Source organism: Trinickia sp., assembly GCF_051954495.1.
GTDB lineage: Bacteria > Pseudomonadota > Gammaproteobacteria > Burkholderiales > Burkholderiaceae > Trinickia.
Genome location: NZ_JBQCHR010000041.1, coordinates 30,898 through 42,398, shown reverse-complemented (window position 1 = coordinate 42,398; position 11,501 = coordinate 30,898). Strand labels below are relative to the sequence as shown.

Genomic DNA, 11,501 nt, shown 5'->3' with positions numbered 1-11,501 from the left:
GCAGGGCGACCCCCGCGTGAATATTCAAAGCATATTCAAAGCAATCGGGGCAAGGCCAAGCCATATCAAGTGCGGCAGGTTCTCGAGGCGATAGATCGATTGAAGGAGCGATCCAAACCATGACTGATGACCACTTCACTTATCGTGTAACTTGGTCGCCGGAGGACGGGGAGCACGTTGGTCTGTGCGCCGAATTCCCATCGCTTTCATGGCTTGATCCGACATTGGAAGGCGCGTTGGCCGGCATCAGGCGGCTTGTTGCCGATGTCGTTCGAGATATGGCCGCAAACGGTGAAGCGGTGCCAGAACCGATCGCCGACCGCAGGTATAGTGGCGAATTCAAAGTTCGCATCCCGCCGCAGGCGCATCGCGCGCTGGTCATACAAGCGGTGGAGCAGGGCGTCAGCCTCAATCGCCTGGCGAGCGCCAAGCTCTGCGCCTGAGCCCCGCGCTTACCGGATCGGCGCCGCCTGTCCGCCGGCCTGCTCGCCTTCGACCTGGCTCAGGTGTCGCAGCAGTTTCGTCACCATCACCACGACGGTAATCGCCAAGATCAAGAAAAACACGGCAAGCGGCAGCAGCACGTGGATGGAGACGAACCCCGCGAGCCCCATCATCACCGAGGAAACCAGCAGCAGCGCGCAGCCGAGAATCGCGCTCGTCAACCCGGCGATGTGCGGGAACAGCGAGTTGCCCTTGGCCATCAGTGTCGGATACATCGCGCCCGCGCAAAGTCCCATGACGAGCACGGGCACGGCAAGCGTCCACACGCGCAAGCCGACCGTCAGCGCGAGCACGAGCATCGCGATCGCGGCGACGACCATCACGCGCGAACCGACCCGCAGCCGCGTTTCCGCGCTAGGCAGCCGCGGCCCATGAAGACGATTGGAAAGTCCACCGAGGAAATACATCAGCCCGATGCCCAGTGCGAGATAGCCGAAGAAAGTCGGCTCTTTGTGCAGCGTGCTTTGGACCATGAACGGCCCCACGATATTGAAAACGAGCAGGATGCTGTAGCAAAGCCCTTGTGCAAGAAAGCAGCTTTGAAACACGGGGCTCGACAGCACCATCCGCGTGTTTCTCATCAACGTGCGCGGTTCGAGACGCACCGGTGACGGCAGTGTCTCGCGATAGCGCCAGAGCACCCCCAGCATGGCGAGCGAATAGATCAGCAGAAAGACCAAACACGCTTGCCAGCCGAACCACGTTTGAAGATGCGCGCCAATCACGGGCGCGATGATCGGCGCGAGGCCCCACGCGATCGCCATGTAGGTGAACGCATGCATCAGCGCCTGTCCCGAGAAGGAGTCCGTAATGATTGCCTTGGCGAGCAAGTTCGTCGCGGCAATCCCGAAGCCCTGCAGGCACCGGGCAAGAATGAACGTCTCGAGGTTCGGCGCGACGAGCGACAGCACGCAGCCGATCGTATAGACGATGAGGCCGAAGGCGAGTACGCGTTTGCGACCGTAGGCGTCGGCGATCGGGCCGAAGATCAACTGGCCGAGCGCGTAGGCGGCCATGTAGCCTGACACGCTGGACTGGATGGCCTGCGGCGAAGTCCCGAAGTAGCGCGCCATCGCAGGCAGCGCGGGGACGTAAATATCGATCGCCAATTGCCCCGCGGACGAGAACAAGCAGATCAAGAAAAGCAGGAAACGCGGCGAATTGCGCAGCGGCGCGCGCTTGGCGACGGGGGCTGTAACAGTTGGAGTCATCTAGGCAACGTATGGCTTTGGCCGGCTCGAGCCGGTCGGGCATCGGTCGTGGCTGCGCTCGACACCCGGCGAAGGGAAGATCGCCGCTATTGTAGTGACTGACGCCGCGGCTTGCTTCCGGAGCAAGCGACGCACGGTTTCACACCTCTCCGCGCTCGGTTCCTTGATGGCCCCGACCCGCTTGGCTTTCGTCGCCCGCACCTTGGTCCAGCAGACCACGCTGGTCACACAGAAATAATATTGCTGTATTACTATTGCCTCCGCGGACACCTTCCCCACAGTTGGGCGAGCAACACGAATGCTGCGTCGTCTGAATCCTCCCGCCCCCCGGAGGGGATTGAGATCTCAGACGACCTGTGCGTCGCAGCGGCTCCCACTATGCGGAACGAATTGTTAAATTTCGAAAAACGCCCCGCGGCCATATTGTAGGACTTTATCGGCACATATAAATTGCGGTCGCGAAACTCCGGGGAATGCGATGAGACTAATTCTTGAACCTCGCCACCTGTTCGATGGCAGTGTGGCGGCGGTAGCAGCGAAGACGACCCATGCAGCGTTAGACCAAACGCCTCATCCGCATCCGGCGGCCGACGCCCACGATTCGCACGACGCCTCGCCTCCAGCGGCGCACCACGGCGCCGAGCAGCAGCACGACAGCGCCGCGCCGCACGCCAATGCCGACGTGCCGGCCCTGGCCCCGAATCCGAAAGCCACGGAAATCCTGTTCGTCGATCCGCGCGTGTCGAACTGGCAAACCCTCGCGTCCAGCGTCGGCAAGAACGTGCAGGTCGTCGTCATCGACCCGAACCGGGACGGCATCAGCCAAGTGACCGAAGCGCTGCAAGGGCGCTCGGATCTGAAGTCGATTCAATTCCTCACCTACGGCTCGGCCGGCCAAATCGAACTGGGCAGCGCGCCGATCACGGCCGATGCGCTCGCCGCCGCCAAGCAGCAAGTGGCCTCGTGGAGCGACCACCTCGCCGCGAACGCCGACATCGAGTTTTGGGGTTGCGATGTCGGCCAGGGCGCGAGCGGGCAGCAGTTCGTCGATACCGTTCATGCATTGACCGGTGCGCAAGTCGGCGCCTCGACGGACGCCACGGGCGAGGCCTCGCTCGGCGGCGATTGGGTGCTCGAGCGCACGACCGGTGCGCTCGCGGTGGGCTCGCCGTTCAGCGACACAGCGATCGCGGCCTATCACGGCGTGCTCGATACGCCCGTGCCGAGCGTGTCCTTCGTCGGGAGCACCGTGCCGCACGACGTGCTGCTCGGCGGAACCTTCACCGAGACGGTGCAGTTCCAGAACACCGCTTCGAACGCCGCCGGCTACGGGCCGTTCATCGATCTCTACGTCCCGACCGATTCCGCCGAAAACGCGACCCTCACGAGCGCCACGTATCTGGGCACGGCCGTGACGGTCGACCAAGTGACGTTGTCGACCAATATCGCGGGCCATGTCGGCACCCTCGGCGCACTGCATCCGCTGGCCCTGGACAGCAGCGGTCAGCCGCTGTTCGTGGCAGCGCCCGCCGGGTACCAGGCGGGCGACACGATGTACGTGCTGCAGCTGCCTTTCGGCAGTTACACGCCCGGCGAGCCTGCCGCGCAAATCCAATTGACGTTCTCGGTCGCGAATACGAGCGAACTGTCGAGCATGCACAGCGGCCAGGCGCTGAACATTTCGGCGATCGGGGGCTTTCAATACGGTGCGGATGCGCTCAATAACCCGGCATCGGATCCGTCGATCCGAGGAACGGCGGGCAGCGCGAGCGTGACGAATGCGGGCGACGGTCTCGTCACCGCGGCGACGCAAGTTTCCCTGATCGACGTGTCGGCCACCACGGATCTGCACGAAGGCGAAACCGCGACGGGCCCCGACTTTCCGTTCGACTACGTCATTACGCTCCAACCGGCGCCGGTGACGCAAAGCGATCCGATGCAAAGCGTGACCTTCACGTTCACGTTGCCCGATCAGGTGCAATACACGAACGGGACGATTTCGTTCACGGAACCGAGCGGCGTGCACGGCACGGCCACGTTCAATCCGAAGGCCGGCAGCGTCAGCGGCGCCGGCGGCACGGTGACGGTGACCTTCACGTCGCTCGGCACCGATGCGGCGAACACGCCGACGGTCATCAAGATCCCGGTTTTCGTGCCGCAGTTCGACGCGTCGGGCGCGTCGATTCTCGGCTCCGCCGGGCAACCGCGCACGATCGACACGACGGCCATCTACAGCTACACGGGTTCGTGGACGGCCGTGACGGGATCGGCGGACCATTCTGCCGGTGCGCAGACCATCTCGGGCGACAGCTCGGCGAACACGGAATCGACGGCTTTCGTCGCGAAGTCGTTGGCGATCCAGGTGACGGACGATGCGCCCAACGGCAACATCGTCCCCGGCGAGATCGTCGACTATTCGATCAACTTCCAAGTATCGGACTACTACTCGCTCAATCAGCTCAATATCGCGGACCTGATCGGCGATGGCATCACGCTGCTCACGCCGTCCGATGTGGGCTACGCGACGCCCTCGTTGTCGCTGACGACGGGCGGCTCGACCCGTTCGATTTCGTTCGGCGACGTATCGAACAACGTTCAAACGACGATCAACGGTCAATCGGTGGCGGAAAGCGGTTCGAACGCGAACTGGAACTACGCGCGGGACGATGCCGGTTCGTCGGCAAACCCCGGCGCGACCACGCTGACCTTCAGCATTGGGGAACTGATCGAAGCGAACCTTGGCGGTGCGGCGTTCGCGGGCGTGCTTCAAGGCGGCGCGGTCAACGGCAGCGGCGGTCCGACGCAAGGGACCGTCACCTTCAAGGCGAAGGTGCTGGACAAGTACACGAACTCGAACAGTCAGGACAGCCTGCGAGAGAAGGATCAGATCTCCGACAGCGTGCCGACCACGGGCACGAGCGCGGCGGTCGTGACGGTCGACAACAACGCGCACACGATCACGGGAACGAACGGCACGGTCACGGACGGTTCGTCGGTGACGAACGAGGTCGCGCCGGGACAACTCGTGCTGCAAGTCGTCGCGGTCAACGGGCAAACGACGGACCTCACCGACATCAAGCCGGGCGACACGGTCACCTACGGGATGACCTATACGCTGACGACGGGCGACTACGGCAACCTGAACCTGACCGCGTATCTGCCCCTGCCGGTGTTTTCCACGACGGATCCGCTGTCCAACGGCGGCAACGTCTCGAGCTATTCGCAGGACAGCACCGACGCGTTTCCGACGGCGGGCACCTTCAAGCTCGTGAATCCCTTGTCGGGCGAAGCGACGCCGACCGTGACGACCGACGGCACGGCCAACAGCCTCTCCTTCCATTTCGGCGACCGCGACGACCCGACGAATACCGCCGGACAGCAGGTGACCGTCTATTTCAGCGCGGTCGTCTCGAACAAGCCTTTCGCGAACGGCCTGCAACTGACGACGCAGGGCGGCAGCTCCTACACGAACTCGGAAGGCCAGACGCTGGCGGCCGCCGCGATCAAGCAAGTCCCGCTGCAGGAGCCCGAACTCGCGACGAAGACGGGCGTCGTTTCCATCGTCGGGGACGGCGGCGCATCGAAGGGCACGTATTCGGCCGATTCGTCGAACTCGACGGGCGTGACCTGGACATCGCAGACGAACACCACGCCGAGCGGCGGCGCCGGCAGCCCGTTCGCACCGGCGGGCACGCCGGCCGGCACCAGTCCTTTCACGGGCACCGGCGATCCGTTGAGCGCCGACAATCTGAATGTGAAAGGCGGGGACGGCGGCGATCTCGCGAGAATCGTTTCGACGGTGGAGAACCAAGGCGGATCGACCGCCTACGACGTGACGATCCAAGGCACGCTGCCGTCGGGGTTTTCGACGAGCGATGTGCAGAACTTCGCGATCTACGACGCATCGGGCCATCAGATCGATACCGGCGTCACGGCGGCGCAGTACTTTTCGGCCGGCGGCGTGCAGCTGAGTTCGTCGATCGCGGCGCATGACAACGTCTACGTCGTCTACGACCTGAAACTGCCGACGGCCCAGGAAACGGGCGATACGCTCACGTTTGCCGGCAACGTCGTCAACTGGGCGAGCGTGGCGGGCGGCGTGGCGAGCGGCAACGGTTTCGTGTCGGGCACCGGGGCGTCCGCGCGGGCGATCGGCGAGAACGTCGCGGCGCTGGCCGATACCGCCACCGCGAACCTTGCCGCGCCGAGCGTGACCAAGACCGTCACGACGGCGAGCGATACGGGCGATATTCCGCTCACGGGCAGCAACAACGTCGCGCTGGGCGAAACGGTGACCTATACGATCACGGTCACGCTGCCGCAGGGGACGACGGCCAATGGCCTAAGCGATGTGACGTTGACCGATTCGCTGCCGGCAGGGATGACCTTCGGCAGTCTCAATTCGGTGACGTTCAACGGCGTCAGTTCGCCGGGCGGCCCGGGCGCGGTGAGCGCATCGGTATCGGGCGGCACGATCACGTTCGACCTCGGCAGTTCGCTGACGAACAGTCAAGTCGATGCGAACGGCACCATCACCCTGGTCTACACGGCGACCGTCACCGCGACCGATACGCCCGCGGACGGCACGGCGCGCACGAACAGCGTCGTCATCAACTACGATTCGACGCTCACTTCGCCGCCTGCCACGGCGACGATCCACGAGGTCGACCCTCACGTCACCGAGACCATCACGGTCAAGGATACGAACACCGGGTCGACGATTGCAGCCAACGGCACTGTCTACAGCAACGAGGGGCTCACCTACACCGTCACGCTCAAGAACACGGGCGACGCGCCGGCGCAGAACCTGTCGGATTTGATCGATCTGCCCGCGGGCCTGAACTACGTGCCCGGTTCGCTGACTTATCTGAGCGGCGGCTCGGGCGGATCGACCTCGGATACGTCGGGTCTTTCCGTGGGGCTGACCACGCTCGGCGTGGGTCAAACCGCGACGTTCACGTTCCAAGCCACCGTCGCGCCGAACCAGAGCGCCGGATCGTCGATCACGGTCGATACCCCGAACGACGGCGCATCGGGCACTTACTATTCGCAGCCAGGCACGGCGCAGGGACACAAATACACGGACAACGCGAGCGCGACGGTGAAGATCGGGCAAATCTCGCCCGTCCTGTCGATCACGGGCGAGTCGAACGGTACGGACACCGTTCACACGCCCTCGCAGACCAACACCCAAACCGCGGTGCAGGCGACGGTCGGCGAAATCGTGACGTACCACGCCTACGTTCAAGTTCCGGAGGGCGCCAACCCGACGACGCTCGATTTCACGTTGCCCCCGGGGCTCGAGTATCTGAACGACGGCAGCGCCACGATTGCGTTCGTGAGCCCGAACGGCGACCTCATTTCGAGCAACGGCGCCCTTTCTGGGGTTGCGCAGATGCAAGACGGCAACTCGGGCGGCGCCAACTACGTCGATCCGGCCACCCTTACGACGACGGGCGGCGACGTGGCGACGTTCAAGCCGACGAGCCAATTGCCGTCAAGCGTCGTGACCACGGGCGGCGGCCACGTCAGCATCGATTTGAGCACGCTGACCAATAACGACGGCTCGCCGATCGGCAATTACGTCATCGTCGAGTTCAACGCGGTCGTGGGCAACGTAGCCGCGAACGTGCAAGGCGCGGCTGCGCTGGCGACGAGTTTCACCGTCGGCGGCGCGACGTCCAATACGGTCAACGTATCGGTCGAGGAGCCGAACGTCACCGTCACGAAAACGGCCACGGCCGTGGATAACGCCACGGGCACGGTGACGTACCAGGTCACGGTCAAGAACACGGGCGGCTCGACGGCCTACAACGTGACGGTCGACGACCCTGCCGTCGCGAACGAACACAACGTCACGTTCGTGGGCGCGACGGGCGCGGGCGTCGGCGGAGCCGGCCAGGCCGGCACGAGTTCGACCGACTTGAACTACGCCATCGGGCAGCTGGCCGCGGGCGGCAGCGAAGTCATCACCTACACGGTGCAGGTGGCCCCTGGGCAGACGGTGCAGAACGATACGGCCGCGGTCGTATGGCAAAGCCTGCCCGGACAACAGACGTTCAACGGTTCGACGGGCGGCGCGGTGGGCGCAACCACGGGCGCTCGCGATTTCGATTCTTCGGTCGGCGCCCCCGATTCCTACCGCGCCACGGCGACGACGCAGATCGCCACGGCATCGGGCCGCGTTTGGCAAGACGTCGGCAACGATCCGACGACGTTCGCGAGCTCGGGCGGCTCGGCCGATACGGGCCTCGGCGGCATCACCGTCACGGCCAAGGTCACCGAAGGCGACGGCACGGTCATCACCGAAACGACGACGACGGCGGCCGACGGCACCTACACGTTCGGCGCGCTGCCGCAAGGCACGGTCGTCATCACGTTGCCCGGCGCGGGAAGCGGCGGCCTGCCCGCCGACGAGACGCTGGCCTACAACGACGGCAATGCGGTGACGGGCAGCCCCGCATCCACCTCGTTCACGGCGAACGGCGACGCCCATGCGAACGTCGATTTCTCCTACCAAGCGCCCGATACGGCGCCGTCGATCACGCAGTGGGGCGGCAACACCGATTCGTACGTCGAGGGCGGAGCGCCGGTGCGGTTGTCGGGGCCCGGTTCGTCGATCACCGATACGCAGCTCGATGCGCTCGGCGGCGACTACGGCGGCACCACGCTGACGCTGCAACGCTATAGCTCGAGCACGCCGTCGCCGAGCGCGACCGACGTCTTCGCCGCGATCGGGCCGCTGGCGCTCGCGGGTGGGACGGTCACCTACAACGGCACGAGCGTGGGCACTTACACGCAGGCGGGCGGCAAGCTGTCGATCACGTTCGGGGCTGGCGCGACGTCGGCCACCGTCGACGCGGTGCTCGACAATCTGGCCTACTCGAGCACGGATACGACGACCGTCAGCACGGGCATACGGATCGGCGCCACGATCGACGATCACAACGTCGCGGGCCAGCAAGGTACGGGCGGCAACATGGTCAGCTCGCCGGTGTTCGTCACGATCAACGAAGTGCCGGGCGCGGGGTCGTCGTCGGCGACGTTCACCGAACCTAACGGCTCGTCGCCCGCCGCGGCGGCCGTCGCCGTCGATCCGACCGTGACCGTCACGAGCACGGACACGTTCTCGGGCGCCACCGTCCAAATCAGCGGCAACTATCGACCGGGCGAAGACGTGCTCGTCGTGTCGGGATCGTTGCCCTCGGGCGTGACGGCCAGTTTCGACGCCGCCACCGGCACCATGACGCTGTCGGGCACGAACCTCGACGCGGCGACCGTGCAAAGCGCGCTGCGCGCGATCAGCTACTACGACAACAGCGATACGCCGAGCACGACGACGCGCGACGTGACGATCTCCGTGACGGATGAGGTCACCCACGCGACGACGACGGCGGCCGTCTCCACCGTGGACGTCGTTGCGACGAACGATTCGCCCGTCCTCAACAATCAGCCGGTCACGGCCACGTCGCTCGAGGACAACGGCGCGCCGTCCGGCGCGGTCGGCATGCTCGTTTCGCAGCTGACCGGCAACGGCAACGTGACCGATCCCGACGGCGCGGGGGCGCACGACGGACAGGCGCCGGGCGCCGCCGGCGTGGCCGTCACGGCCGCCGATACCACCGAAGGCACGTGGTGGTACTCGACCGATAACGGTGCGCATTGGACGCAGTTCGCGGGAGGGGGATTGGCGGCGATTTCGCAGGGCAACGCGCTGCACCTCGTTGCCGATGCCAATACGCGGCTCTACTTCGAGCCGGCCCAAGCGAACTGGAACGGGACCGTCAACAATGCGTTGACCTTCCGCGCCTGGGATCAATTCGACGGTGTCGCGAACGGCACGATTTCGGCGCTGCCGAGCACGGGCACGTTCGGGCAGGGCACGAATACCGCAGCTTCGGCCTATTCGTCGGCGCAAGAGACGATTCCCCTGCACGTCTCTGCGATCAACGATGCACCGATCGCATCGGGCAGCGCGAGCATGCCGACGATTGCCGAAGACACCGGCGCGCCGGCGCCGCAAACCGTGGGCGCATTGTTCGGCACGCACTTCGACGACAGCGCCGATCAACAGCAAAGCGGGGCGAACCCGGACGGGTCCACGGCCAACGCGCTGGCGGGCATCGCGATCACCGGCAATGCCGCCGATGCAAGCCAGGGCAGTTGGCAATATTCGACGGACAACGGCGCGACCTGGCACACGATCGCGACCACGGGGCTGACGGATTCGAATGCGCTCGTGCTCTCGTCGTCGGCCGAACTGCGTTTCGTGCCGGTCGCGAATTTCAACGGCGTGCCCGGACAACTGACGACACGCCTCATCGACGCGTCGAGCATGCCGGTGACGGATACGGTCACCGGCGCTCAGCTCGCTGCGACGGACATCGCGATTGCGGGCGTGGACGTATCGGGCGCGCACCACGGCGGAACGACGGCCGTCAGTGCGCAAACGGTGCCGCTCGGCATTACGGTCACGCCCGTGAACGACGCGCCGATCGCAAGCGGCACGGCCAGCATCGATCCGGTCAAGCAAGACGACCGCAACCCGACGGGCAGTTCGGTGGCGACGCTCTTTGGCGGCGATTTCAACGATAGCGCCGATCAACAGCACAGTGCGTCCAATCCGACGGGGTCGACGGCCAATACGCTAGCCGGCATCGCGATCGTAGGCGACGCCGCCAGCGCGGGACAGGGAAGTTGGCAATATTCGAGCGACGGCGGCAAGACGTGGACGGACGTTCCCACGAACGGTTTGAGCGACAGCAACGCGCTCGTGCTCGCGGCCACGGACAGCTTGCGGTTCCTGCCGTCGGGAACGTTCAGCGGCACGCCGGGCGCGCTAGCCGTGCGGCTCATCGATAGTTCGGGCACGTCGAGCATCGTCGACGCCTCGGGCGTGGACCTTGGCGCGGTCGGCGGCACGTCGGCCTACAGCGCGGCCACGGTTGCGCTGACGACGAAGGTGAATTCGAGCAATCGCCCCGTGCTGTCGCAGCAGGCCGGGCTCATTCCCGACTTCAATGCGCCGAACGACTTCAACAAGCTGGGCCCGCGCGTCGACCCCAATGCGCCGTTCGCCTCATCGGAGCAGCATTTCCCCGACGACGGCGCAATCCCGCCCGCCGAGGGGCGCGGCTATCGGCCGGACCTCTACAGCGAGCCGATCATTCCGCAGGTCTGGCTGACGGGGTCGGTGGGAAGCCGCTTCATCATCGAGCAGCAGCACTCCGTCATCGCGGTGCCGTCGGATCTGTTCAACGATACCTACCCGAACGCCGAACTGCAGTACGACGCCCGGATGCCCGGCGGCGCACCGTTGCCGGCCTGGCTGACCTTCGACGCCCGGAATCTGACGTTCACGGGAACGCCGCCGGTGGGTTCGCGCGGCACCGTGGAAGTCGAGATCGTGGCGCACGATCAGTTCGGCAATCAGGCGACGGCCACGTTCCAGATCACGGTCGGACGCGAATCGAGGGATCTCGAACAGATGCTGTCGAACCTGCATGCGTCTTCACCGGCGAAGCATTCGGGCCACGGCGCGCATGACGTGCACGAGGGCGGCGCACGGCACCACGGTCATGACGTCAAGCCGCACCGGACGTCGCCCACGTCCACACCGGTACAAGGCGCCGGACGCGCGGCGTTTTCCGCGCAGTTGCGCGAGGCCGGCCCGGTCGGAAAGCTTTTGCAGGCGCGCCGCATGGTGCACTCCGTGGTCGGCGCTGTGTCCGCGCAGGGCGAGAAGCTCACGGTCGCAAGCTGATTGAACAACTCAACAATCGAACG

At 65.2% G+C, this 11,501-nt stretch carries 3 protein-coding genes; 2 read left to right on the top strand and 1 reads right to left on the bottom strand.

Annotated elements, in window-relative coordinates; all coding sequences use genetic code 11:
• Window positions 1-119: 119 nt before the first annotated feature.
• Window positions 120-443, top strand: a complete 324-nt coding sequence (locus ACTHNR_RS07135) for a type II toxin-antitoxin system HicB family antitoxin (protein WP_440546867.1) — start codon at window positions 120-122, stop codon at window positions 441-443.
• Between the two features lie 9 nt (window positions 444-452).
• Here the strand turns inward: ACTHNR_RS07135 and ACTHNR_RS07130 are convergent, their stop codons facing one another.
• A complete protein-coding gene (locus ACTHNR_RS07130; RefSeq protein WP_440546866.1) occupies window positions 453-1,715 on the bottom strand; it encodes a multidrug effflux MFS transporter in 1,263 nt (420 codons plus the stop codon).
• A gap of 478 nt (window positions 1,716-2,193) precedes the next feature.
• Between ACTHNR_RS07130 and ACTHNR_RS07125 the strand changes: the two genes are divergently transcribed.
• Entirely contained in the window at window positions 2,194-11,478 is a 9,285-nt protein-coding gene (locus ACTHNR_RS07125) for a DUF4347 domain-containing protein (RefSeq protein WP_440546865.1), read from the top strand.
• The last annotated feature ends 23 nt before the right edge of the window (window positions 11,479-11,501 follow it).